The sequence below is a fragment of the Ruegeria sp. BB1 genome, from assembly GCF_056539465.1.
The window spans coordinates 112140-136873 of record NZ_JBQFVB010000002.1 but is presented as its reverse complement, the minus strand read 5'-3'; the positions used below and the strand labels follow the sequence as shown (position 1 = coordinate 136873).

General features: G+C 58.3%; 22 protein-coding genes. 12 read left to right on the top strand and 10 right to left on the bottom strand.

Features of this window, described 5'->3' with window-relative positions:
* The first annotated feature begins 61 nt into the window (after positions 1–61).
* The 4 genes from ACR0AL_RS08430 to ACR0AL_RS08415 all read left to right on the top strand — a co-directional run bounded on the left by ACR0AL_RS08430 (position 62) and on the right by ACR0AL_RS08415 (position 6028).
* On the top strand, positions 62–2383 hold the full coding sequence (locus ACR0AL_RS08430) for a DUF1989 domain-containing protein (RefSeq protein WP_480662652.1): 2322 nt from the start codon (positions 62–64) through the stop codon (positions 2381–2383).
* A gap of 35 nt (positions 2384–2418) precedes the next feature.
* A complete protein-coding gene (locus ACR0AL_RS08425; RefSeq protein WP_170349966.1) occupies positions 2419–3387 on the top strand; it encodes an ABC transporter substrate-binding protein in 969 nt (322 codons plus the stop codon).
* 63 nt (positions 3388–3450) lie between these two features.
* Positions 3451–4500 (top strand): quaternary amine ABC transporter ATP-binding protein, encoded by a 1050-nt coding sequence (locus ACR0AL_RS08420; RefSeq protein WP_170349965.1) that lies wholly within the window; start codon positions 3451–3453, stop codon positions 4498–4500.
* Between the two features lie 10 nt (positions 4501–4510).
* Positions 4511–6028 carry an ABC transporter permease gene (locus tag ACR0AL_RS08415; protein ID WP_480662650.1) on the top strand — a complete coding sequence of 506 codons (1518 nt, stop codon included), beginning with the start codon at positions 4511–4513 and terminating at the stop codon, positions 6026–6028.
* Between the two features lie 59 nt (positions 6029–6087).
* Here the strand turns inward: ACR0AL_RS08415 and ACR0AL_RS08410 are convergent, their stop codons facing one another.
* From ACR0AL_RS08410 to ACR0AL_RS08390, 5 genes are all read right to left on the bottom strand, one after another.
* Complete coding sequence (locus ACR0AL_RS08410) at positions 6088–6594, bottom strand: hypothetical protein (protein WP_480662648.1); 507 nt, start codon at positions 6592–6594, stop codon at positions 6088–6090.
* 162 nt (positions 6595–6756) lie between these two features.
* Positions 6757–7320 (bottom strand): TetR/AcrR family transcriptional regulator, encoded by a 564-nt coding sequence (locus tag ACR0AL_RS08405; protein ID WP_480647333.1) that lies wholly within the window; start codon positions 7318–7320, stop codon positions 6757–6759.
* Between the two features lie 116 nt (positions 7321–7436).
* Entirely contained in the window at positions 7437–8105 is a 669-nt protein-coding gene (locus tag ACR0AL_RS08400) for a cupin domain-containing protein (RefSeq protein WP_480662646.1), read from the bottom strand.
* A gap of 38 nt (positions 8106–8143) precedes the next feature.
* A complete protein-coding gene (locus ACR0AL_RS08395) occupies positions 8144–8764 on the bottom strand; it encodes a glutathione S-transferase family protein (RefSeq protein ID WP_170361783.1) in 621 nt (206 codons plus the stop codon).
* A 120-nt stretch (positions 8765–8884) separates the two neighbouring features.
* Positions 8885–9772: a LysR family transcriptional regulator gene (locus ACR0AL_RS08390; protein ID WP_170412265.1), complete on the bottom strand. Its 888-nt coding sequence runs from the start codon at positions 9770–9772 to the stop codon at positions 8885–8887.
* A 126-nt stretch (positions 9773–9898) separates the two neighbouring features.
* Here ACR0AL_RS08390 and ACR0AL_RS08385 point away from each other — a divergent pair, with 126 nt between their 5' ends.
* The 5 genes from ACR0AL_RS08385 to trhA all read left to right on the top strand — a co-directional run bounded on the left by ACR0AL_RS08385 (position 9899) and on the right by trhA (position 16927).
* On the top strand, positions 9899–10522 hold the full coding sequence (locus tag ACR0AL_RS08385; RefSeq protein ID WP_170349959.1) for a glutathione S-transferase family protein: 624 nt from the start codon (positions 9899–9901) through the stop codon (positions 10520–10522).
* A 64-nt stretch (positions 10523–10586) separates the two neighbouring features.
* Positions 10587–12644, top strand: a complete 2058-nt coding sequence (locus ACR0AL_RS08380) for an FAD-binding oxidoreductase (RefSeq protein ID WP_480662644.1) — start codon at positions 10587–10589, stop codon at positions 12642–12644.
* Positions 12645–12723: 79 nt separating this feature from the next.
* The gene (cysK, locus tag ACR0AL_RS08375) at positions 12724–13803 is read left to right on the top strand and encodes a cysteine synthase A (protein WP_170361779.1); all 1080 of its coding nucleotides are present in this window, start codon (positions 12724–12726) and stop codon (positions 13801–13803) included.
* 69 nt (positions 13804–13872) lie between these two features.
* On the top strand, positions 13873–16221 hold the full coding sequence (locus tag ACR0AL_RS08370; protein ID WP_480662642.1) for a fatty acid cis/trans isomerase: 2349 nt from the start codon (positions 13873–13875) through the stop codon (positions 16219–16221).
* A gap of 37 nt (positions 16222–16258) precedes the next feature.
* Positions 16259–16927, top strand: a complete 669-nt coding sequence (trhA, locus tag ACR0AL_RS08365; RefSeq protein WP_170349956.1) for a PAQR family membrane homeostasis protein TrhA — start codon at positions 16259–16261, stop codon at positions 16925–16927.
* Positions 16928–16939: 12 nt separating this feature from the next.
* Here the strand turns inward: trhA and tolA are convergent, their stop codons facing one another.
* Genes tolA through ACR0AL_RS08340 form a run of 5 tightly spaced genes read right to left on the bottom strand, consistent with a single transcriptional unit; the run spans position 16940 to position 21465 of the window.
* Positions 16940–17758 (bottom strand): cell envelope integrity protein TolA, encoded by an 819-nt coding sequence (gene tolA, locus ACR0AL_RS08360; protein ID WP_480662640.1) that lies wholly within the window; start codon positions 17756–17758, stop codon positions 16940–16942.
* Complete coding sequence (locus ACR0AL_RS08355; RefSeq protein ID WP_480662638.1) at positions 17755–18138, bottom strand: ExbD/TolR family protein; 384 nt, start codon at positions 18136–18138, stop codon at positions 17755–17757. The genes tolA and ACR0AL_RS08355 overlap by 4 nt, the downstream gene beginning before the upstream one ends.
* Before the next feature lie 4 nt (positions 18139–18142).
* On the bottom strand, positions 18143–18514 hold the full coding sequence (locus tag ACR0AL_RS08350; RefSeq protein ID WP_170412279.1) for an ExbD/TolR family protein: 372 nt from the start codon (positions 18512–18514) through the stop codon (positions 18143–18145).
* A 4-nt stretch (positions 18515–18518) separates the two neighbouring features.
* Entirely contained in the window at positions 18519–19352 is an 834-nt protein-coding gene (locus ACR0AL_RS08345) for a MotA/TolQ/ExbB proton channel family protein (RefSeq protein ID WP_480662637.1), read from the bottom strand.
* A gap of 58 nt (positions 19353–19410) precedes the next feature.
* A complete protein-coding gene (locus ACR0AL_RS08340) occupies positions 19411–21465 on the bottom strand; it encodes a TonB-dependent receptor (protein ID WP_480662635.1) in 2055 nt (684 codons plus the stop codon).
* A gap of 316 nt (positions 21466–21781) precedes the next feature.
* Here ACR0AL_RS08340 and ACR0AL_RS08335 point away from each other — a divergent pair, with 316 nt between their 5' ends.
* From ACR0AL_RS08335 to ACR0AL_RS08325, 3 genes are read left to right on the top strand one after another with little or no spacing between them, the layout of a single operon-like run.
* Complete coding sequence (locus ACR0AL_RS08335) at positions 21782–22828, top strand: hemin-degrading factor (RefSeq protein WP_480662633.1); 1047 nt, start codon at positions 21782–21784, stop codon at positions 22826–22828.
* Entirely contained in the window at positions 22825–23676 is an 852-nt protein-coding gene (locus tag ACR0AL_RS08330; RefSeq protein WP_170361772.1) for a heme/hemin ABC transporter substrate-binding protein, read from the top strand. Before ACR0AL_RS08335 ends, ACR0AL_RS08330 begins: the two co-directional genes overlap by 4 nt.
* A complete protein-coding gene (locus tag ACR0AL_RS08325) occupies positions 23669–24733 on the top strand; it encodes a FecCD family ABC transporter permease (protein ID WP_170361771.1) in 1065 nt (354 codons plus the stop codon). Before ACR0AL_RS08330 ends, ACR0AL_RS08325 begins: the two co-directional genes overlap by 8 nt.
* Position 24734 lies beyond the last annotated feature (1 nt).

Sequence of the window (24734 nt, the reverse complement as noted above, 5' to 3'; positions counted from 1 at the left end):
CATATGTAACTAGTTTCAGCAACCTCTGTAACTAGTTACATTTTGGCTATCTGGCTGCACCATGCACGGATCTTCAGTCTTACATACGTTCGCGAATACGGGGTTTAACGGCCTTGGCCGGCGGTTTCCGGGCTTTCCGAAAATCTCAGATGCGCGTACGCATATCCTGGCCCCGCGCGAGGCGTTGCAACTGAAAATGTCCGCTGGGGATTTGCTGTCGATAGAAGGGGTTGGCCCGGCGCAACCTCTGGATTTGACGGCATTTGACGAGGTTGGGCAACCAATGTTGGCAACCTTGGGGCTTACTGCAAACGGACAGATCGCAGCGGGCGACTTTGATAGTGCCCGATTTTCAGGATGGATTGCTGCGCAAGGCGGGGGGGAACCGGTTCCCGGACACAGGTTGGATCAAGTGACCGATCCGGTGATTCTGCGCGCCGACACGTCCGTTACGGTCTGGGTGATCCGTCCCATTGAGCGTTCGGGGTTGATCGAAGGTGCAGGGGCCGGATGCGTTACGGTTCAACACAAATCATCCGCTGCGCAAGACCCGCACCTGCCACCTTTGCTGGGTGATACACGGGATGAATTCACCGTACCGCGGGGCAGGGCAGTTGCCTATGAACTGAAGGCAGGAGAATTTGTTCAGATCATCGACGTCGAAGGCCAGCAGTGTTCAGATTTCATGGCGCTGCGCGCTGATGGGTTGGATTGTGGTGACGAATGGATGATCGACTCGACCGCCACCCGCTCGATGGTGCGTCGTGCATTCCCGGGGCCCGGGTTGCTGGACAAATTTTTTGATCGCGAGATGCGTCCGCTGTTGAATGTCATACAGGATACCTGCGGGCGGCATGACACTTTCGGTCTGGCTTGCACCGCACGCGGGTATGAGGAGCGGGGGTTTCCCGGTCATCTGAATTGTTCCGACAACATGTCGAATGCCTTGGCCCCGTATGGCGTCGCACGGCGTGCGGCCTGGCCGGCCATCAATTTCTTTTGGAACACATGGATCGACCCGGCGACCCATCACATCCAGACCGAAGAATCCCATTCTCGTCCTGGGGACTATGTCGCGATGCGCGCGATCGAGGATCTGGTCTGTGTCTCGACCGCCTGCCCGGATGACATTGATCCGATTAATGGTTGGAATCCGACAGATGTGCATGTGCGCATCTATCGCCCCGAAACACCGATCCGCCGCGCGGTGGCCTATCGCGAAAAGGAAGATGCCCCGATGTCGATCAGTCAGGAATCCGCGTTTCACGACCGGCTCGCTCCGCTGACCCAGCATTTCGCGCCGGCGCGCGATCTGTGGGCGCCGGTCAGCTATCCCGCCCACGGCACGCTGGGAGAATATTGGGCCTGCCGTCAGGCGGTGACGGTTCAGGATATGAGCGGGCTGCGCAAATTCGACATTATCGGCCCGGATGCCGAGGCGTTGTTGCAGCTGGCGACCACGCGAAACGTGGCCAAGTTGCCGGTGTGGCGTGGGTCTTACACTTTGATGTGTGACGAAAGCGGGGCCGTTATTGATGACGGCACCTTGTTCCGCCTTGCGCCCGAGATTTTTCGCTGGTGCTGTGGCTCGGAAGAAAGCGGGCGCGTGTTGCAGACGCTGGCGGATGAACGCGGTTTGCAGGTGCGCGTGCATGCATTGCGCGGTGCGATGCCGAACCTGGCAATCCAGGGTCCGAAATCGCGCGACCTGTTGCGCAAGATCGCCTTTACGCAACCTCATGTGCCCGGGCTGGATCACCTGAAATGGTTTGGCGTCACCGTCGCCCGTCTGCGCGATCGCGAGGGCGCGCCATTCATGCTGTCGCGCTCAGGCTATACCGGAGAACTGGGGTATGAGGTCTTCTGCTCTAAATCCGATGCAGTCGCAATCTGGGACGCGGTGATGGAAGCGGGTGAGGAATTCGGGATCACGCCAATGGGTTCGGCCGCGCTGGACGTTATCCGGATCGAGGCCGGTCTGGCCGCCGCCAACGCCGAATTCGAGCCGGGTGTCGATGCGTTCGAAGCGGGGTTGGGTTTTGCCGTCGACCTGATCAAATCCGACTTTACCGGCAAGGCTGCGCTGGAACGCAATGCGCGCGAACCGCGCCGGGTACTCAAGGGGCTGCTGATTGGCTGCGATGATGTACCCGCCCACGGTGCCCCTGTCTTCGCAGGTGAGCGGCAGGTGGGTGTGGTCACTTCGGCCACCCGCTCACCGATGTTGGAACACGCCATCGCGATGGCGCGGCTTTCGGTCGAACACGCGGAAAATGGCACCGAACTTGAGATCGGACAGCTTGATGGGCGGATGAAGCGCCTGTGTGCCACCGTCTCGAACATTCCATTCATAGATCCGCAACGCAAGCGGGCGCGCGCCTGATGGCGCATGCAACTCAACGCAACGGGAGAAGACATATGAGGAAACTAACATTCACGGCAACCTTGACCATGATCTTGGGCGCAACAACGGCAATGGCGCAGGAGAAGGTCATGGTGGGTGAACCCAGTTGGCCCGGTGCCAAAATCATGAGCCGGGTAATCGGTCAGGTCATCGAAACCCGTTTGGGCGGCGAAGTCGGATATGCTCCTGGAGCCAACGCGGTGATCTTTGCCGCCATGGATGGCGGGCGCGGCGATATCGACGTACACCCGGACGTCTGGTTGCCAAACCAGTCTTCGTTCACCGATGAGTACGTTGATCAGAAGGGTACTGTTGGACTGTCTTCGGGCAGCTACGAAGGCCGCGCCGGGATTTGCGTGCCAAACTACATGGTCGAAGATCACAACATCAAATCCATCTACGATCTGGCCACCCCAATGGCGCAGGAGCTGTTCGATTCAGACGGTGACGGGCTGGGCGAGGTCTGGGTCGGCGCGTCCGGCTGGGCGTCGACCAACACGTTCAAGGTGCGGGTACGGGACTACGGCATCGAAACCTTCCTGACACCCACCACCGAAGACGAAACCGTGTTTTATTCGCGTCTGAAGGATCAGATCGACCAACAGAAAGGGGCCGCGTTTTACTGCTATGCGCCGCATTATGTGCATGCCCTCTATGACGTAACCATTCTGGAAGAGCCCGAGCATGACGCGGCCACCTATAAGATGGTGCAGCCGGATCAGGATGCCGACTGGTACAACAAATCCCATGTCAGCACCGGCGAGCCGGTTAAAACCGTGACCGTGGCGCATTCCAAGTCTTTGGAACAGCGCAATCCGGCGGCTGCCTCTTTTCTGGCCAATATCGACATGGACGCAGCTCAGCTTAGCGGATTGACCTACGAGGTCGTGGTCAAGGGCCGCGAGATTGACGAGGTCGTGGCCGAATGGATCGCCGGAAATGGCGATACCGTTGATGGTTGGCTTGGTCTGAAAACAAACTAAAGCCGTCGCGCCCCCGGTGTTTCGGGGGCGCCCTGTAACACTCTCAACAGCGGTGGGGTCAGTATGACAGCGGATATCGCAATTGACGCAAAAGGCGTGTGGAAAGTATTCGGCGCGCGCTCGCAGGAGGCTTTGAAAGCCATCCACAGCGAAGGGCTGAGCAAGGCCGAAGTGCTGGACCGCTTCAACTGCGTTGTTGGCGTGGCCGATGCCAGTTTCGAAATTGAGCGTGGGGAGCTGTTCTGTGTCATGGGCCTGTCTGGTTCGGGCAAATCGACCCTCGTGCGCCATGTAAACCGACTGCTCGAGCCAACGGATGGTCATATCTATCTGGATGGCGATGACGTGATGGGCCTGAATGACGAAGGATTGCGCGATTTACGCAACCGGCGTGTTGCCATGGTGTTCCAAAACTTCGGCCTGATGCCGCACCGCACCGTGCGTGACAACGTAGCGATGCCGTTGGAAATACGTGGCACCGGCAAAGCCCGCCGCTGGGAAGAGGCGGACCGGGTGTTGGAGCTGGTCGAACTAAACGGATGGGAAGACAAATACGCCCATGAGCTTTCGGGTGGCATGCAGCAGCGCGTGGGCCTTGCCCGCGCCATTGCAGCCGATCCGGAAATCCTGTTGATGGATGAGCCATTCTCGGCCCTCGATCCGCTGATCCGAAAACAGTTGCAGGATCAGTTCATGGACCTCAGCCACAAGCTGAATAAAACGACGATGTTTATCACCCACGATCTGGACGAGGCCATTCGCATCGGCCACCGCATCGCGATTATGAAAGACGGGCGTATCGTGCAGATTGGTACGCCGGAAGAGATCATCCTCAACCCCGCCGACGACTATGTTGCCGATTTCGTTGCCGGTATATCCAAGCTCAACATGATCTTCGCCCATTCGGTGATGAAACCGGTGGACGAATTCGAGGCCCATCATGGCGAAGTGCCGGAGGATGCAAAGGAAGCGCATCCCGAGATGGATTTGTCCGATCTGATGAACCTTTGCGTCGACGGCCACGGTGTCGTCGCGGTCACGCAGGATGGCAACACGGTCGGGGTGATCAACCGCGCGGGTCTGATCCGCGCCATTCAGGACAGCCAGGCATAAGGGGACCGATATGAAACATGTTGATGTGCAACAGATCCAACCGGAAACCGCTGATCGGCTGAACGGGCTGATCGCCGATTTCGTGGGGCAGGGGCAGGAATACTACCAAAAAACCTTTGCCTATATGATGCAGGCGCCCGGTTATCGGTTCACGCTGAACAAGGCCGCAGCGATCCTGGGGCCGATCTGGTTTGGCGCGCGTGGGTTGTGGTCGTGGTTTCTGGGCTTTCTGGTGCTGGAAACACTGGCCTATATCCAGATCGGGCTGGGGCTGTTCGGTGATCTTGGTCGCGAGTTCCGTGAACGCGCAGCCCAGATCGAACAGACGCTGGAACTGCGCCGCCAACAGATTGCCGCTGCCGAACAATCCGGTTCCGCCACGTTGGAGTCGTTGAAACGTGCGGCGGAATCGCTTGAGGGCGCGTTGGTCGGGGCCCAAGAGGCCGCGCGCAGTGCGGATTCCACCGGTGTCGCTTATCTGATGGTTGGAATTGTGCTGTTGCTGGCGGTCAAGTTTCTGGCAGCGTCGCTGGCAAACTGGACGCTTGAGGGTCAGTTTGCGCGCTGGCGCTCGGACACAAGTGTCGCAAATGGCTGGTCGACCCCGCGGATGGTTGTGGCCGCGGCATTGACGGGCATTGTCGTTGTGCTGTCGATGATAAAATTTGCGCAGCCTGACGCTTTGGCGGTGCTGAAAACCTTCCCGACCAATCGCGACTGGCGGCTGAATGTGGGCGACGGGGTGCAGGCGGTTTTTGAATGGACCAAGACCGCCGGGCGCGGCTTCTTTGACGGCCTGACCTATGGCATGCGCACCTTGCTGGACTGGATTGAGGTGGTGCTTGTTGATACGCCCTGGCCGGTGGTGGCTCTGGTGATCATCATGCTGGCCTACCTGTCCGCCGGTGCGCGCGTGGCAATCTTTACCGGGGCAGCGCTGGCCTATCTTGGGCTTTTGGATTTCTGGGAAAAGGCGATGACCACGATTGCCTTGCTGGGTGCAGCGGCGTTGATTTCGATCACGCTGGGCATCCCGCTGGGTATTTATTGCGCCCGCCGCCCACGTGCCTTTGCCATCGTGCGGCCCATTCTGGATTTCATGCAGTCGATGCCATCCTTTGTCTACCTGATTCCCGTGGTGGCTTTCATCGGATCAGGCAAACCAGCAGGCGTCGTGGCCACGATGATTTTCGGTAGTCCCCCGGTGATCCGCTTCACCGTTCTAGGTTTGCAGCAGGTGCCGGAAACGGTGCGTGAGGCTGCGCTCGCCTTTGGGGCCACGCCGCGTTACCTGCTGTGGCGAGTGGATCTGCCGCTGGCGCATAAGACCATCATGGCAGGCGTCAACCAAACCATCCTGATGTCGCTGGCCATGGTCGTTGTAGCCTCGCTGATTGGTGCTAAGGGTCTGGGGGAAGACGTTCTGGAAGCGTTGCAGTATGCGGCGGCAGGTCAGGGTATTCTGGCCGGTCTGGCGATCCTGTTCTGTGCGCTGATTCTGGATCGGATCGTGGCCGGTAAGAGGTAGAGATTGAGCAGGATCCAAAGCGATCTGGCCGGGGACGGACCCCGGCCAACGCTTCCCGTTTACGACCAGCGTTCGATCAGGCGAATGGCCCAGACCAGAACGATGCCATAGATTACATGCCCAACCAGCGCGACCCATGTGATACCGGTGAAGTTCAAGAAGAACGGCAAACCGGCGATGGTCGTGATACCGCCAATGGCAAATACCCAAAGCCCAAAACCGTAGACTGCTGATCCCACAAATATGTAGCGGCCTTTGAACAGCGTCGCCCAAACCGGGTTGAAGACGTAGAGCCAGCCAATCGGATAACCGATCAGGCCAACCAGATAGAAGTGAACGAAATACCCGGCGAAATCGCCATTGGGCAGGCCCAGTGTTCCGAGCAAGCTGCGCGCAAGCCCGTGCGGAGACAAATTGGCAAACCCCAATGACGGGCTGATCAGCTGCCCCCACAGGTCAAACGCATTGGACGCGAAGAAACCTGAAATGAACATCATACCCAAAAGCGGGATGTTGAATCGTGGGAACAGACCCGTCGAAGAATGCGCAGTTTCTGACATCGCCATGGGATGACCTTTCATGCCGGTTGCGTTGCTTTGTGCCTTTAAAATTGTGAAACGGCGGCTGAATTCAACGAATTGAAAGAGCTTTCACGCACAGGTGACAAAGCGAAGAATATTGAAACAAACCTGTGGGGATGGCCAGCTATCTGCGGCGTGCGGCTCGCCTCAGCAGCGGGATTTCAAAACGTCCACGACCGCATCAAAGGCCTGTACATCTTGTTCGGCGCGGGCGGTTAAAAGCGCCCCTTCCAACACGGCCAAGGTGGCGCGGGCCTCGGCCGCTGGATTTGTCACGCCTGTGATTGACTTGTCTTGCAGGCCCAGTTGAAAGATCGCTTCGATCTGCTTGATCACCATGGCGCGGAAGGCTTTGATCTTTTCAATCACTTCGTCTGACAGGCTTTCAAGGCTGCTGATCAGCGAAACGCACAGGCACAGGGTTTTGCCATCGTTGAGTGCATTTCGGTACAGCCCGATCAAGGCCAGCAATCGTTGCGACGCGGTGTCATGGGCGGCCTCGGCTTTGCGGCATTCGGCCTCAAAGGTCGAGTGGTAGCGATCCATCAAAGCAGCCGACAGGGCGGCCTTGGTGGGAAAGTGATAATGGATCGAAGCCTTGCGAATACCCACCGCATCAGCCAGATCGGCATAGCTGAACCCATCGAACCCGCGCGCTCGGGCGGCATGTTCGGCAACATCCAGCAAGGCGGTTTTGGTATCGGTCGCCATCTGTGTTCAATCCCTTTCCGAGCTATTCAAAGGCAGCGGTGATCCCCCTGCCTTTGACACCCTCAAAGCAGTACCGGCCCGGCCCCTAAAATGCCAGAGGGATCGCGTTTCACGTGCTAGACCGCCGGAGCCTTGGCAAAGGGCAAATGCCCGGTTTTCATCCAGACTTTTGCGCCATGGGAACCCGCGCTGGCTGAAAGGGCCTGGCCTTCGGGCAGGCGCAACCAGCCATCTTTGGTCAGGTCATCACCGCCGGTGGTGATGGACCCGTCAATGACCAAAAGTTCGATGCCGCCAGCGGCGTCAGAGTTGAGAACCGCGCCCGGATCAAGATGACTGTAGGTGACGATCTCACGGTCATCCTTGTGCAGCGTGGCGGTTGACACGCCATTTACCGGGGCGGCCAGTTCATCCGCCATGGTCTTGCGGAACTGGGTGCGGTCGTCCAGATCGAACTGCCATAGCTTGACGAAGATAGTGCAACCGGGTTCTGATCCGGGCGTATGCGCCGAGGTTGGAGGATTGCGCACATAGGTTCCTGCGGGGAAGTCACCGTGTTCGTCCTGAAATACACCATCGAGTACGATGAACTCTTCACCGCCAGTGTGAGTATGAGCCGAAAACTTGCTGCCCGGCGCGTACCGCACGATGGTGGTGGCGCGGGCAACTTCGCCGCCGATCCGGTCCAGCATGCGCCGGTCCACACCCTTCATGGGCGAGGCTTGCCACTCAAGCTGATCAGAGTGAACGACGACGCGGGACGAGAAATCCGAGTTGAGTTCCATTGATAGTATTCCTTTCGACTTCAGTGGCAGGGGCTGGTTCAGGCCGCGATGGACGGGCGCGTCGCCATTTTTGCACGCCATGCCTTTAGATGGGTCAGGTTTTCCGGGATGTCGACCTTGGCGAAGTCGGCAAAAGCCAATCCGGCGAAGGCCGTGATGTCTGCCACCGAGAAAGTGTCGCCCGCAAGATATTCATTCTCGGCCAGAACTGAATCCAGATAAGCCATGGTTTGCCCGGCCACCTCTTTCTGTTTCAAGCCCCATTCAGCACATTGATAGGTTTCAAGATCCGGTCCAAGGCCGGGGGTGGCGTGGTGGAAATATGTGCCGACCGCGTTCAGCAGACCGTTTTCCGCCCGCAGGTTCATCATCGAGATTTGCGCGCGTTCCTTGGCTGTTTCCCCAGTCAGCGATGGGCCGTCGAATGTCGCATCAATATATTCGGTGATCGCGTTGCACTGCGCGATATGTGTGCCATCGGGCAACTCCAGGCAGGGAACTGCGGCGTCAGGGTTTTTAGCTTTGAATTCAGGGGTGCGGTGCTCACCGCCCATCACGTCCACCGGAATGAACTCAACTTTGTCAGATGCGCCCTTTTCAGCCAAGGCGATGCGGATGCGGGTTGGGTTTGGAAACCCTTCGATATCATGGATTTTCATAGGTGCGATTCCTTTGGAAGTATTATCAATGAATACCTACCTATCAGAAGGTAGTTTATTTTGCAACCATGGTTCAGCCCCCACATCTTGCGGTTAGAAATATTCGAAGGCGTTGAGGCTCTAAGCTCCGCGTAACTGTTTCACCAGAAAGTCGATTAACGCTCGAATCCGAGCGGTCAGGTGGCGGTTTTGCGGATAGGCTGCGTAGAGTCCCAGCGATATTGCCTCTTGTGCTTCAAACAGCAATTGCAGACGGCCCGTGTCCAAAAAGGGCTGTGCCGTGTACAAGGGAATCCGGCCAATCCCCAGCCCGTCCGCTGCCATATGCGCCACAGCGCGAGGGGAATTTGCGCGAAAGTTTCCGGATACAGAAACCACGTATTCCCCGTCCGATCCCTTGAAAGCCCAATTGTCGATCATGTTGCCGGTGGTCTGCAGTAGACAGTTGTGGGTGGATAAGGCGGCGGGCTCTTGCGGCGTCCCATGTTGCGCCAGATATTCGGGCGACACACAGCAGACAATACGCATGTCCGTCAGCTTGCGCGCCACAAGGTTGGAATCCTTCAGTGCGCCAAAGCGAATGGCAAGGTCATACCCTTCTTCGACCATCGAGACGTGATGGTCAGACAGGTGCAATTCGATCGTGACTTTCGGATGTTCGGTTTGGAACGGTTTCAGCAGATGTATCAGTTCGGCCGAGCCAAACCCGGTTGGCGCGGTGATCCGTATACGCCCCGCCAATTCGGTCTGCCGTTTCTGGACCAGCCCTTCCAATTCATCAAACTGGTCCAGCAGTGAAAGGCAACGCTCGTAATAGGACCGTCCGGTATCGGTCAGGGTGACGCTGCGGGTGGTGCGGTTGAACAATTGCGCGTTCAGGCGGTCCTCAAGCTGACCGACATATTTGCTGGCCAGCTTGGTGCTGATGCCGATCTGTTTTGCGCCTTCGGTAAACGAAGAATGCGCCGCCACCGCCGCAAAGGTGCGCATGCCTTGGATCGTGTCCATTGTCTACACTTCGTTCATAGTAATTCTCTGAATGCGTATATTATCGCCTCTGATAAAGCAATCTAAGTTTGGCGCATAGATGCTGACCCTCAGCCGAACCCCTTCAATCAGAGAAAGAGCTTTCAAATGTCCAACGCAATCCGAATTCACAGCTTCCCCCTGTCCGGCCATGCCCATCGTGCCGTCCTGTTTGCCAGCATTGCCGGTATTAATCATGACGTCATCGATGTGGATTTGGCTGGTGGCGAGCATAAGCGCGAGCCGTTTTTGGCGATGAACCCAGCGGGGCAGGTACCGGTGCTTGAAGATGGTGATGTGGTCATCACCGACAGCAACGCCATTCTGGTCTATCTGGCGCGCAAATATGCACCGTCCTATCTGCCTGCGGACCCAGTGCATGAGGCCGAAGTGCAGAAGTTTCTGACCCTCGCAGCTGGTGAGATCGCCTTTGGCCCTGCCGCTGCGCGTTTGATCAATGTTTTCAATGCGCCCTTGAACAAGGACTTTACCCACGCCACCGCGGCAAAGGTTCTTGCCAAGCTGGATGCGCATCTTGAAGGCCGCGAGTGGCTGGTTGGGGATGCCCCAACAATCGCGGATGTCGCCATCTACAGCTACACCGCGCATGCGCCTGAAGGTGACGTTTCGCTTGAACCTTACGCAAACGTGCGCCGCCTTCTGGCCAATGTCGAGGCGCTGGACGGCTTTGTCCCGATGCCTCGCACCGCGGTTGGTCTGAACGCGGCCTGATCCACCCCTTGGCCAGCTGCGCATTTGTGGCTGGTCAACCCGCCCCTGACATATGAGGTCTGCCATGAACGCCCCGACCGCATCAGATACATCGCCTTTCCACGCAGGTGAACGGGATATGCAATCCCGCATCGGCAAACGGGAAAAGATGGAGGCTGTTGGCCGGAACTACATCCGCCCCTACATGCCCGATCAGCATCGAGAGTTCTTTGGCAAGCTGCCTTTTCTTGTAGTGGGCAGCGTCGATCCTGATGGTTGGCCCTGGGCGTCGATGATCTCGGGTCGGCCGGGGTTTATCCATTCACCGCATGACCGTCGGCTTGATGTTGACGTCCAGCCTCTGCCAGACGACCCGGTGCGAACGGCGCTGAAGCCCGGCGCGCCCATCGGTGTCGTCGGGGTCGAACTTTCCACGCGGCGCCGCAACCGTATGAATGCCACCGTTGGGCGGGTCGAAAATGGCGGTTTCTCTCTGGATGTGGTGCAGTCATTCGGGAATTGTCCGCAGTACATCCAGACCCATGATGTTACCTTTGTCCGAGAGCCGGACGCCAACGTCGCCCGCTCTGTCGATCGGCTATTTGAGCTGGACCCAAGAGCCCGGGACATGATCGCGACGGCCAATTCGTTTTATGTCGCCAGCCACGCCAACACCCCCGACCATACGGGCGTTGACGTTTCACATCGTGGCGGGCGGTCGGGGTTTGTGCGGGTTGAGGGCAACAGCCTGTTGGTTCCTGATTTTGCAGGCAATAATTTCTTCAACACGCTGGGCAACTTCCTCGTAAATCCGAGGGCGGGCCTAGTATTTCCGGATTATCAGACCGGCGATGTGCTGATGCTGACTGGGACGGTTGAGGTGCTGTCAGAAGACCATCCCGATATCGCGGGCTTCCATGGTGCAAGCCGGGGTTGGTGGTTTCATCTGGATCACGGCCTACGCCTTCATGACGCGCTGCCCTTCCGAGCTGAATTTCTGGAGTTTTCGCCCAACAGTCTGATGGCGGATGACTGGCAAACAGCCGAGGCCAGGCGAGAGGCTGAAGCACTGCGCCGTCAGTGGCGAACCCTGCGGGTGGCTGCTGTTCAGGATGAAAGCGACGTGATCCGGTCATTCATCTTCGAGGCCACGGATGACCTGCCTCTGTTGCCGTTTGAAGCAGGTCAGTTTCTGACACTTCGCACTAGCCCCGATGGCACGGCGCCGGCAACGCGGACCTACACGGTATCCTCAGCGCCCGGCGATGCCGGGTATCGGATTTCCGTCAAGCGCGAACCGGGTGGCGTGATGTCAAACCATTTGCACGAAACACTGTCGGTCGGTGATCTGGTCGAGGTCAAAGCCCCGAAAGGTCAGTTCTTTCTGGATGCGTCTGAAACCCGGCCTGCTGTGCTGTTTGCGGGCGGGGTCGGTATCACACCGATGATGTCGATGACCCGCCACGTGATGCACGAAGGCGCGCGAACCCGCCACACGCGCAACCTGACCATTTTTCACGCCGCGCAAACCGTGGGACAGCGGGCTTTTCACAGTGACCTGCAACAGGCTGCGGCCGAGGGCGGCGGAAAGATCCGTTATGTCTCGGTTGTCTCACAGCCCGAAGAAGGCACCCGCGTGGGGGTGGATTTTGACGCAAAAGGCTACATCACGCCCGAACTGATCCAAGATACGCTGCCTCTGGATGACTACGACTTCTTTCTTTGTGGCCCGGCCCCTTTCATGCAAGCGATCTATGACATGCTGCGCGGTCTCGGCGTGCGGAATGACCGTATTTATGCCGAAGCCTTTGGCCCTGCCGCATTGGCGCGGCGCGTCGACGAGAACGCCGTCGCGTTCCAGCCCGAACCTGAGGCCGAGGCCGCCAATGTGGAATTCAAAGCCAGCAATCAAAAGGTGCAATGGGCGCAAGGCGACCCGACCTTACTTGAGGTGGCCGAGGCGCAGGGATTGACACCAACCTTTTCCTGCCGTTCAGGATCATGCGGCAGCTGTCTAACCCGCAAGATTGCCGGTCAAGTTGCCTATCGCACCGAACCATCAGCTGAACATTCAGAAGACGAGGTGCTGATCTGTTGTGCCGTGCCCGCCAAGGGGTCGGACACGGTTGTGCTGGATATCTGAGGTGAAAGGTTTTCGGGACATTGTCCTAAGCGCCGGGTAAACAGGTCTGATGAAACGCGCGACCATGTAAGGAAACCCAATGACTGATGCCAAACTTAGAACCACATCGGGCAATGGCCGGATCTTTGACAGTGTACTCGACACGATCGGAAACACCCCCACGATCCGCATCAACAATCTGGGACCCGAAGCCGTCAACCTGTTCGTTAAATTCGAGGCGTTCAACCCCGCCGGATCGGTCAAGGATCGTCTTGCCGTCAATATCATCGAAGCCGCAGAACGCAGCGGTGCCCTGAAACCTGGCCAGACGGTTGTCGAGGCCACCAGTGGTAATACGGGCATCGGTCTTGCGATGGTCTGCGCGCAAAAGGGTTATCCGCTGGTTGTGACTATGGCCGAAAGCTTCTCGACTGAACGTCGTCGCTTGATGCGAATGCTGGGTGCAAAGGTTGTTCTGACGCCAAAGGCGGAAAAAGGCTTTGGCATGTACCGCAAGGCAGTCGAACTGGCCGAGGAACACGGCTGGTTTCTGGCGCGTCAGTTCGAAACTCAGGCCAATGCTGAGATCCACGCCGCAACAACCGCGCGGGAAATACTGGGTGACTTCAATGGCGACAGGTTGGACTATTTCGTGACAGGCTATGGCACCGGTGGCACGGTTACTGGGGTGTCGCGGGTTTTGCGCGCTGAAAGTCCTGAGACCAAAATCATCCTGACCGAACCGGCCAACGCGCAGTTGGTGAGCAGCGGCATCGCGACCGAACGTGGCAAGGATAGCGATCCAGTTTCAAGCCACCCCGCGTTCGAACCGCATGTCATTCAGGGCTGGACGCCAGACTTTATTCCCGCAGTTTTGCAGGAATCCATCGACAACCGCTATTTTGATGAGCTGATCCCGGTGGCCGGTCCGACAGGGGTTGAATGGGGGCAGAAGTTGGCCAGCCAAGAGGGTATCCTGACCGGCATATCCGGCGGCGCGACCTTTGCCGTCGCAATGCAGATTGCTGAACAGGCCGAGCCCGGCGCGTCGGTCCTGTGCATGCTGCCTGACACGGGTGAGCGGTATCTGAGTACACCCCTGTTCGACGGGTTCCCGGTTGAGATGACAGAAGAAGAGACTGCGATCTCACGCTCGACACCCGGATATCACACCGGCTGACGATCAAGCGATTCTTGCCTAATGCCACCTGTAACTGCAATGATATCGGCAAGTTACGGGGGAGCGCAGATGCGAAAACGTCTATTGCTGCTGAAAATCGCAATCGCGATGACTGTGGTCAGCATTGGTATTTTTACCCTGGATGCCCGGGCCCAGGGAACGACCAGCCCCGCTGCGCAGGGTCAAAGCTTGGCTGATGTGAAATCGATCATGGACCGTCGCTGTGTCGTCTGCCACAGCTGCTATGACGCACCCTGTCAGTTGAAACTCACCTCGCCCGCAGGCGTTCAGCGCGGGGCAAGCAAACAGGCCGTTTATCATACCGAGCGTTTGACCGATGCCCAGCCCACGCGGTTGGGGATTGATGCGCAAACGGTCCCCGAATGGCGGGCGCTGGGATTTCACACGGTAACCCGTGATCCCAATGATGCCGAAAATTCGGGTCTGGTGGAACGGTATCTTGAGCTGGGGCGACAGAATCCGATGCCGATTAACGCGCCACTTCCGAGCGAGCTTGGTCTGGCGCTTGATCGCCCTCTGGTTTGTCCGACATCCGGAGAATTTGATCAGTTCAGCCGCGATCATGAGCTTGCCGGCATGCCCTATGGCACAGCGCCACTGGCGGATGCCGAATTTCAGGCCCTCATGACCTGGGCGCGCAGCGGCGCAGCGCTGCCATCTGTTGCAACCGAAATTCCCTCAGAGATTCAGGACCAGATCACGCAGTGGGAGGTATTCCTGAATTCAAACGACATGCGCAGCCAGTTGATGAGCCGGTATCTGTACGAACACCTGTTTCTGGCCCGCCTCCATTTTCAGGGCGACGATGCGCGGCGGTTCTTCCAACTTGTCCGCTCGACCACAGCGCCGGGTGACACCATAGACATTATTGCCACGCGGCGGCCATTCGATGATCCGGGGGCGGGTGCGTTCTACTATCGTTTGCAGCAGGTCACCGAAACGATCGTACACAAGGAACATCTGGTCTATTCGATGGGACCAGATCGCATGGTGCGCTATCAACAATTGTTTCTGGATCCCGATTGGACACTCACTGAGCTACCCCCCTATGGCGATGCCAAGGGCGGCAATCCATTCAGCACCTATATGCAGATGCCCGCCAAAAGCCGCTATCAGTTCCTGTTGGATGATGCGCTGTTTTTTGTCCGCAGCTTCATACGCGGCCCTGTCTGTCACGGAGCGACCGCAGTTGATGTGATTGAAGACCGGTTCTGGGTCAGCTTCCTTGACCCGGAAGCGGATTTGTCAGTTACCGACCCCAGCTTTCTGCAAGACGGGGCCATCTATCTGGAGTTGCCCGTGTCAGAGGCCGACGCCAGTGCATTGGGCGCGTTGCCGGGGTTTTCGCACAAGAACCAGGTTCGGTATCTCGAGTTTCGGGACGCACGGTACAAGAAGGCCCCGATATACGAAACCGGGTTTGACTATGGCTCGATCTGGGACGGCGACGGCTCTAACCCCAACGCTCTGATCACCGTGTTCCGTCACTTCGACAACGCCTCGGCCATGACCGGATTTCACGGCGGCATTCCCGAAACCGCGTGGGTTCTGGATTTCCCGGTGTTCGAACGTATCTACTATGACCTTGTCGCGGGCTATGATGTTTTCGGCCGGGTCGAACATCAGCTGACAACGCGGCTTTATATGAACGAGCTGCGGATGGAGAGTGAGGATACGTTCCTGTTTTTCATGCCACGGGGTGTCAGGTCGCAGATGCATCAAGGCTGGTATCAGGGCGTGTTGGCCGAATGGCTTACCTATTGGCACCGTCGCCACGTTGATGGTCATTTCCCCACCGGCATCACCTTTGCAACCACCACTCCTAAGCAAGAGTTCCTCTTGACCTTGCTGGAACGTGGCAATGGCCTGTGGCCCACCACCGACCCGATCAACCGATGTTTGGACGGTGATTGCCCCTCGGATCAGTCAGGCATTTTGCTGCGCGATCTGGCGGATCAGACCGGAGATTGGGTGAAATATCTGCCCGACCTGTCCGTTCTTGTGGTCGAGCAAGATGGCGGCGCGGCAGAGCTGTTCACCCTGGCCCATGACAAGGCGCATTCCAACGTCGCCTTTCTGTTTGAAGAAAAGGCGCGCCGACTCCCGGCCGAGGACAAGGTGACAATTCTTCCGGGCCTGATCGGCAGTTATCCCAACTTTTATTTCCATGTCCGACAGAACCAGTTGGCCCCCTTCATAACCGCGTTGAAATCCGTCAGATCGCAAGGCGATTACATGGCCTTGGTGGCAGAATACGGCGTGCGCCGGACAAGCCCCGAATTCTGGGCGCTCAGCGATCGGATTTACGAGATGTTCCTGGATCAGAAGCCAATTCAGGCAGGGGTGTTTGACCTGAACAGGTACAAAGACCCCAAGGCAGGGGATGATCCGACCTAAACTTGTCGGGTTGCGATCCGACCCCTAGATTTGAGACATGTGGTCTTTTGCAGATATCCGGCCGGCCTATACCCGGGCCGAACGTATCAGCGATGGGGTTGTACACGTATTGGGCGTGGCCGCGGCCCTTGTTGCCGTGCCGGTTCTGATCACGATCACCGCCCAGCACCGGTCCGAGCCCGAGGCAGTACTGGGAGTTTCGATCTATGGCGTGACGCTGGTGTTGATGCTGACGTTTTCCGCCCTCTACAACATGGTCGACAATGACAGATGGTCCGATCTACTGCGCCGGCTGGATCATTCGGGTATCTACGTCAAGATCGCTGGCACTTACACGCCGTTCGTTTTGCTTTCGGGCGGGCAGGCATGGGGGCTTTTGATTGGCTTATGGTCGTCGGCGACGCTGGGATCAACATTGAAGCTGATCGATCCAAACCGGTTTCGGTGGTTTGGTCTGGGCCTGTATCTGATGATGGGATGGGCCATCATTTGGGCCGGACAATCCATGCTGACCGAGCTGTCGCCGACAATAGTGTGGCTGATGATGGCGGGCGGTGTCGTTTATACCGTCGGCGTTGCATTCTATCTTTCGGAACACCTGCCGTTTCACAATACCATCTGGCACGTGTTTGTCCTGACCGGCAGCGCGCTGTTTTTCATCGCGATTTCGGTTCGAATTCTGTTGGAACCACACCCGTTTTCCTGACGGTGGCGCCGGTTAACGGGGCTCAAACCTGATCGGTACAGAAAAGCGAAAGCTGTCGCCCTGTAACCCCTTGGGTGCTTTCGGTACGCGCTTTGTACGGGCCACAGCGCTAAGCGCGGCCTGATCCAGTGCCGAATTGCCCGATGATTTCAACAGTTTATGCGACAACAGACGCCCATCGCGCGAAACGGTCAGGGTGATCATGGCGCTGCCACCATCCGTGCGGCGCAACGATTGCTTGTTGCGCTCGATGCGGGCGCGAACTTTTGCACCCCAAAACACCTTGAGCTTTGCTTGCTTTCCAGAGGACCCAGCGTTCACTTCCGCCGATCCCGCCCCGGCCTGCGATCCGTCACCTGAACCTGCGGCAACCTGTTTGTTGACACCTACGGCGGTTACCTTGGCTTTTCGACCGTCCTGCGCGGGTGTCTTGTCTGGCTGTTGAGATTCACGCTCGGCCCTTTCCGTCGGCGTGGCAACTGGTGGCGGCTGTGCCGTGTCCACCTGCGGCAGCTTCTCCGGTTCTAGCGGGGCAAGTGCGATTGTCATTTGAGCCCTTGGGGCCTGATCGATTTTCAAGGTTGGCCCGGCGGGGACGGCCGGGGTTTGCGGCACTTGCACGGTCGGCGTCTGCCGGGGGGGCGTGATGGGCGCAGCCTCCCACGTTTTGACCATCTCGGCCACCGAGGGGGCGGCAGCTTTTATCGTTGCCAGATCTGCGCCACCAACACCGCCCGCAACAACACCAGACTTTGGCTGGCTGGCAAAGGCGGCGAGATGCAAGGCGGCGGCCAGAGCAACAAAAACAAAGACTTCAACCCAGCGTTTCATTTTCGGGCCACCACAAGCTCGACCCGGTTCAGCCCCGCTTGTGCAAGACCACGCAGCAGCCCCGACATCACTTTGGCCTCAAGCTGCGCATCGGCGCGAACCTGGACGATGCTGTTGGTTTCGCTAATCGTTGCCAAGGCGACCAGCGCCGCGTTTCCTTCCTTCCCTTCGAAGGACATACGGCCAGTTTTGTCGACATAAAGCACCCGCTTAACCTTGGGGTCGGTGTCGGATGTCGATTTTGGCGGGGTAACTTCGAACGGCTCGGGTTTGATCAGGTTCGCCGTCATCAGGAAAAAGATCAGCAGTAGAAACACGACATTGATCATCGGCAGGATGGATGCAGGGCGCGGTTTGCCGGATGGGTCCGAGAAATTCATCGCGCTATTCCACCAAAACGACCGAAATAAACCCGGCGTCACGCAGGATCTCGGTGACGGTCACGATCCGTTGCAATGTCGCGCCATTCCTGCCGCGCAAGATCACCAAATCCGTGGGGGCCTGCATCAGTGGTGCAAGATCGCGAGCTATATCCGCGCTTGCGATGCCGTTCAGCAACTCTTGGTTGGGCAGGACGTCAATCAGGCGCGGTGGTCCGCTATATTCCTGGCCCGCAGAGGCCAGCGGCAGCGGCAAGATGGACTCGATGCCGAAGCGGGACGCCAACATGAAGAACACCAAAAGCAGGAACACCACGTCGATCATCGGCGTGAGGTTGGGCTTGCGTCTGGGTTTTGCAATTGGGGCGAATTGCATCAGATCACTCGGCAGCCAGCTTCAGATTGCCCGGCTTGCCTGATACGAAAATACGGGTTGCGCCGTCTTCCAAATCGCGGCGGATGCGGTCGATTACGGCCTCGAACCACGTCAGCGCGGCCGAGGCTGGGATGGCCACGGCCATACCTGCCGCGGTGGTCAGAAGCGCCTCCCAGATGCCGCCAGCCAATAGGGAGGGATCGGCGCGGTTGCCTGACTGTTGCAGCGCCTGAAACGCTGCAATCATGCCCAGAACTGTGCCTAACAGACCCAACAGAGGTGCGATCGTTGCGATTAGCTCCAGCGCTCGAAGGCCGGTACCGGCATCGGCAATCTCGCGTTTGGCCACGCGCGAAACCTCTTCGCGGGCGCGGTCTTCGGGTAGGGTGCGAATGGACCGGATGGCATGGCTCATCACCTTGGATCGAATTCCCCGGCGGCCATGGAGTGTCGTAGCAGCGGCATCGGGCTCCCCAGTCTCGAACAAATCCACGGCCTGACCGGCCTTGCCTCTCGACCATGCCCCGATCAGGGCCAGCCGCCAAATCTTCCACAGGATCAGGGCAACGGTGACCACAGACAGTGCCGCGATGGCCCAGATCGATGGTCCGCCTTTGCGCAGAAACTCGGCCGCCTGGACCGAGGCATCCTGTGCGGTTTCCACACTTGTGCTGTGTCCAGGCACGGGCTCGTTGGGTTCAGCCGAAACTGGTTGCGCTGGTCCAATCTGGTCGCCTGACACCAGAACCTCTGGCACTGGGGGTGTCAGGGTGTCTTGCGCGGCGAGGGCAACCGGTACCATCGCAAGGGCCATAAACAGGATCAATCGGGATATCATAAGGTTCTCCTGTGTGCAGGGCCAACCGGGTTACCCCGTGGCCCCGCTGTTCTCCGGGTCAGAAGGTTGCAGTGACGAATAGGTTGATATTGCGTCCTGCAGCCGGGATCTGGTCATTGGCCCGGTAGGACCTGTCGAGGATGTTGTTAAGCTCGAGCGTCAGCAATGCGTTCTCGGTCAAATCCACGCTGCCGCGGAAGTTCAGCGTGGTCCAGCCCGAGGTCGGGTTGGTGCCGGTGGCTGTCCCGCTGTCGACGATATTGCCGTTTTCGTCGCGCAACTCGGCCGCGCTTTCGCCCCGCAGGAACATATCCCAGGTGCCCGTCAAGCTGGCTGTTTGCCAGTCTGAGCGCACACCAAGCGTCCCTGTCCATTCCGGGGTCCCACTGTCTTTGGTGCTGAACCCGTTAGAATAGGTGAACTCTCGGGTCACATTCGACACGATGACATAGGGGCGCACACCGCCCCAGCCGGGGTCAACCTCGGCCGCGATTTCAATGCCCCAGCTGTCTGCGCTTTCGACATTGTCATAAATCAGCTCGACCGGATTGACCGGATCGGCCACGGTGGTGATGTAGTCCTTGGCTTCGGTATAGAAAATGGCCGTATCCAGCACGAAGTTCCCGCGATCCACACGCGCACCGATTTCATAGTTGGTCGCGGTTTCGGGTTTCAGGTTCGGATTGCCATTGATGACCTGGCCGCCAGCCGACGAGGACAGGTACAGCTCGGACAGGGACGGGAATGTATAACCTTGCGAGATGTTGGCCCGCAGGATGGCGTCATCTGACAGATTGTAGACGGCACCAATCGAGCCCAGCCAGCGGTCATCGCTGTTGCTGGCATCCGGCAGCGGAAACCCGTTGACCGTGCGTTCGTTCAGATCGCTTTCGACGCTATAGTATCGCGCGCCGACCGTGGCGACGAAATCGCCAAAGGTTGCTTCGTGCTGTCCAAAAATACTGGCTGTTCGGATTTCCGCATCCGTGAAAGAGGGCACGCTGATTTGGCTGGGCGGTCCAAAGGGCGGAATGACCGTGATATCAGAGGTCTTGGTGGTCTCTAACCGGTCATCGTCATATTCAAACCCGATGACTGATCGGTGACCGGGTGCAAATTCAAAGTTTGCTGTTGCCACGAACCCGCTTGTTGTCTGTTCATCGTCCGATCCAGCGTTGACAATGGTGGTGACCGGCCCGCCGCTGCTGGTGAATTCGCTGTCGAACACGCGGTCGACCTTTTGCGTATAAGCGCTGAACTTCAGCATCGACATCCAGGGCGTCAGGTCTTCGCCTTCGTAGAACGCGCTGTATTTGCGCAGGTCCCGTTTGGGCAGGTTGATCTGGGCATCCGGGCTGCCGGTGAACACCTCGGTCGAGGCGTCGAAATCCTGTGCGCGCAGGCCGACATAGCTGTTGCCAAAGCGGTATCCGACAAAGCCCAGCACGCCGTGTTCTTCACTGCTGGAGGGCACCAGATCACCGTCGGGTGTTTCGCGGTCGTTCAGATCCAGTTTCGAATACGACAGACGATAGTCAAAATCGTTGAACGTACCTGCGATGCTGGCAGCGGTGCGATAGCCGTCATTGGCCCCGATGTAACCTGCGGTGCCGGAAACCTCGACCGGTTTGTCGGCGCCGCGTTTGGTGATGATGTTCACGACACCCCCGATGGCCCGATTGCCTGAGACAACCGATGAAGGGCCACGCACGATCTCGATCCGTTCGATATCGGTGGGTGACACCAGCAGAGGTGTGCCATAACGGTTGTGATCCGACAGGCGCTGACCGTCCAGCAGGATTGCGACGCGCTGCGAATCTTCGCCACGGATACGGATACGATCCAGATCATTCTCGGATACCTGAACGCCCGGCACATCCGACAACAGATTGGCGACTGAGGCCGGGGGGATTTCGCGGATTTCACCGGCTTCCACAACGGTGACGGAGGACGGGCTGTCGAAAACCTCGGTTGGAAGCCCGGTGCCGGTGACGATGATGTCATCGAGTTGGATGATGTCGTCTTCTTGTTCTTGCGCCCATAGCGGCGTTGCCGCCAAAACGGCGCTGGTCAGGGCCACGCTTGCGGTAGGCCGCTTTAATGCTGATTTCATTGAAACCCCCAGTATGTGTATCGTGCAGTCAGAGATGCACCCGCCTGAAACAGGCGAAATTCAGATGCTACCTCGCGATGTGCTGGGTGTTTCTACGGGCCTGCGCGCTAGATGCTGCGCGCTGTGGTCCATGTGGGCGGCTCCTTAGCGGATTAGATTTTTTAATACCATACTATTTTTGTCAGAAAACTGCTGCGTGCCCTTGATGCCACAGGCCGGACCGCTTAGGACAAGGGCAAGGAAAGCTAAAAACAGCGCGCAGCCCGGTCGTCTCGGTCCCAGCCAAATGCGTTTCGATACCATTGTGGAGACGACCATGACCCATCCAAGCCCTTCTGAAATCCGTACTGCGCGGTTGGAAAACCCCAAGCGGCGCGAGCGTGATCTGGCGGATCAACTCGGCATCACCGAGGCACAGCTGGTGGCCGCGCATGTCGGACACGGAGCCACCCGCATAAGCCCCGACATGGACCGGCTGATGCCCTTGGTGAACCGATTGGGCGAGGTCATGGCACTGACTCGCAACGAAAGCTGCGTGATCGAGAAGGTGGGGATTTACGATGATTACCGTGGCGGCCCCCACGCGGCGCTGATCGCCAATCATGAGATTGATCTGCGCATGTTCCCGCGTCACTGGGTTTACGGCTTTGCCGTGGCCAAAACGCTTGAGGATGGCTCGGAACGCCTGTCCCTTCAGATTTTCGACGCCGCGGGTGATGCGGTTCACAAGGTCTTTTTGCGCGATACCTCTGTGATCGAGGAATGGGATGCCGTGATCGAGGCCCTGAAACTGCCGGACCAGTCAGACACTCTGACAGTTGAACCGCGCGCAGCGGTCGAACCTGCCAAGGTCGACCCCGAGAAAACTGACCGTCTGCGTGCTGGATGGGATGAAATCACAGATACCCATCAGTTTCTCCAGATGGTTCGCAAGCTTAAGCTGAACAGGTTGGGGGCCTATCGCATGGCCGGGGCGCCATATGTGCGGCCTCTGGCGATATCGGCTGTCGACACAATTCTGCACAGCGCCGCAAAAACAGGCCTGTCGATCATGGTTTTTGTTGGCAATCAGGGGTGCATCGAAATTCACACCGGACCCCTCAAAGAGGTCAAGCAGATGGGCCCATGGCTGAATGTGCTGGATCCTGGCTTTAACCTGCACCTACGCACCGATCACATCGCCGAGGTCTGGCAGGCCAGGAAGTCCACCAAACGAGGCGATGCGATCTCGGTCGAGGCGTTTGACGCGCAGGGCGCACTGATATTGCAAATCTTTGGCGTGCTGGCCGAGCCTGCCTCAGCTGCAATCTGGAACGACCTTGTTGCGTCGCTTGAGGGCCGCCCAGAGGAGGTTCCGGCATGACTCGGGTGCGCGCAAAACTGAAACTTGCCGGATTGGTGCTGTTGGTATCTGCATTTGGTCTGCATGCCGACCCGGCGCAACGCATTGTCTCGGCCGGGGGATCGATCACCGAGATCATTTATGCGCTGGGACAAGAACACCGGTTGGTGGCACGCGACAGCACGTCGAACCATCCGCCGCAGGTCGCCGCATTGCCAAACATAGGCTACGTGCGCCGCTTGTCCGCCGAGGGGTTGCTGTCGGTCAGCCCCGATCTGATCTTGGCAGAAGAGGGCGCAGGCCCGCCGGAAACGCTGGAGGTTCTGGCCGAAACTCATATCCCTTTTGTCAGTATACCGATGGGCCATGATCGCGCGGCGGTTGTCGCCAAGATCAAGGCCGTTGCCAAGGCGCTGGATGTTCCTGACGAGGGCGAAGCACTGGCGCAACGCGTTGGCGGCGCAATCGATGCCGCCACTGCGCACAGTGAATTGGCCGATCAGCGTGTTCTGTTTGTACTGGCAATGCAGGGTGGGCGCGTGCTGGCCGCAGGGCAGGATACAGCAGCGCAGGGTATTATCGAACTGGCCGGGGCCACAAATGCTGTTGAGGGGTTTCAGGGCTATAAACCATTGGGGGATGAGGCGATCATTACAGCAGCCCCCGATGTCATCTTGCTGATGGAGAGCGGTCGACAGATTTCCCTGACAGATGAAGAGGTTTTCAAACACCCTGCGATTGCGGCCACACCGGCAGGTCAGAACGCTAAATTGTTGCGGATGGATGGCATGTTGTTGTTGGGTTTTTCGGTGCGCACCGGGCAGGCCATCTCTGATCTTGCAGCTGGATTGCGCGGCGCCAATGGCTGACCAAACCGCTGACGGGATGACAATCGACGGCGACCGGAGCGTAACCGCGCGTCGGCTCAGCTGGGTTTTGATCCTTGTATTGAGTGTGGTGGTGCTGACCGGGCTTGCAACGGGGTCGGCGGGCACGTCGTTGTGGCAGGCATTGATCGATATGGCACAGGGCCAAGACCTGTCCTTACGGGACCGGGTGGTTTTGCTGGATATCCGCGCGCCCCGTGTGATCATGGGTTGTCTTGTTGGGGCGGCGCTGGCTGTGTCTGGGGCAGTGCTGCAGGGCTTATTCCGCAACCCGCTGGCCGATCCGGGCATAGTTGGCGTCAGCGCCGGGGCCAGTTTGGGGGCGGTCGGTGCGATTGTTCTGGGCGGGACTTTGACCGTTGCCGCCGGGCTGGCAACATGGCTTGTCCCGATTGCAGCGTTTCTTGGCGCCTGGATCACCACAATGCTGCTCTACCAGGTCGCGACGCGGCATGGCCGAACCTCTGTTGCAACGATGCTGCTGGCCGGGATTGCGCTGACCGCGCTGGCGATGGCATTGACAGGCATCCTTGTCTATGCGGCGGATGACGCGCAGTTGAGGGATTTCACCTTTTGGTCCATGGGCTCTCTGGCGGGCAGCAGTTGGGGCAAGATCATGGTTGCGGCCCCGTTGATCCTGATCCCCCTAATGCTGTCGCCATTTCTGGCGCTGGGTCTGAACGGTCTGGCCCTGGGCGAAGCCGCAGCCGGGCATATCGGCATCCGCGTGCAACATCTGAAAACCTGCGCCATTCTAGTCGTCGCCGCATCGACCGGGGCAGCTGTGGCCGTCAGTGGTGGGATAGGGTTTGTGGGTATCGTGGTGCCGCATCTGCTGCGACTGGCCTCGGGGCCCGATCACAAATACCTGCTGGTCAATTCGGCCCTTCTGGGTGCGGCGCTTCTGGTGCTGGCCGATCTGATCAGCCGAATGATCATCGCGCCGTCTGAGTTGCCCATTGGGATTGTCACCGCAGTCATCGGCGCGCCGTTCTTTCTGTGGATTTTGTTGAGGCAACGCGGAATTGTGGACCTTTAGA